Annotated in this window: 1 protein-coding gene; it reads right to left on the bottom strand. The window is 64.0% G+C overall.

Annotated features, from left to right (window positions below):
* Positions 1 to 992, bottom strand: a 992-nt coding sequence (locus tag E4V01_RS25385; protein ID WP_135300301.1) for an IS481 family transposase, incomplete at its 3' end; no start/stop codon positions are given.
* Positions 993 to 1048: the final 56 nt, after the last annotated feature.

Here is a 1048-nt window from a genome sequence, read left to right as displayed (position 1 = left end):
TAGATGTTTGGTCCCGGCATTTGGTGGAGCGGGTTTGACCTGAAGCGACCGGGCTCTGCGGACCATGCTTTGCAGATGGCCTCGTAGGGCGTGAGACCCCGCAGGGTCTTCAGGCGGCGTGCGAAGTTGTAGGCGCTGACGAAGTCGGCCAGGTGGGCGCGGAGCTGCTCGTGGCTGTCGTAGTGGTAGCGCTTGACCGTCGCGTCCTTGATCGTGCGGTTCATTCGCTCGACCTGCCCATTCGTCCAGGGGTGCCGCGGCTTGGTCAGGCGATGGTCGATATCGTTGCGGGCACAGGCGGACTCGAAGCTGTGGGCTCGGAAGGTCTCGCCGGCTGCAATCGCCTCCTTGATGATGGAGGCGGCCGAGGCAACGTTGCCGGGTGTCGTGAAGTGGGTGCCATTGTCGGTGAGCACCGTGTGCACCTTGTAGGGCACCGCCTCGGTGAGATGGCGGAGGAAGTCACCCGCAACCCGCCGGGTCGCCTTCTCGTGCAGCTCGACGAAGGCGAACTTGGTCGTGCGGTCGATGGCGACGAGCAGGTAGAGCCGCCCTTCCGCCGTGTGGACCTCAGCCAGATCGATGTGGAAGTAGCCGAGCGGATAGGCCTTGAAGCGGGAGCGCTTGGGCTTGTCGCCGTCGACCTCTGGCAATCGGCTGATACCGTGCCGCTGCAGGCAGCGATGCAGAGACGAGCGGGTTAGGTGCGGGATCGTGGCTTGGAGCGCGTAGAGGCAGTCGTCGAGCGGCAGGAGCGTGTGACGACGAAAGGCGACCACCACCGCCTCGTCCTCGGGTGACAGCACCGTGGAATGCGGATCCTTCGGGCCCGTACGCTGGTCGGCGACCGAGGTCCGCTTCTTCCACTTGGCAACCGTCTTCGGGTTGATCCCGTAGCGCTTCGAGAGTGCCCTCAGGCTCGTTTGACTATGCTGGATCGTTCGACGGATCGCCTCCGTCGTTGTGGCGCTGCCGTGAAGAACCTGGCCCATAGCGCGTCCCTCCACTCGGGCGTGAAGATTGCACCATCAAACTCCGGGATCAAACA

The sequence above is a fragment of the Methylorubrum sp. Q1 genome (assembly GCF_004683995.1).
In the GTDB taxonomy this organism is placed as follows: domain Bacteria; phylum Pseudomonadota; class Alphaproteobacteria; order Rhizobiales; family Beijerinckiaceae; genus Methylobacterium.
The sequence above is the reverse complement of the archived record's forward strand: the minus strand, read 5'-3'. Positions and strand labels throughout refer to the sequence as shown.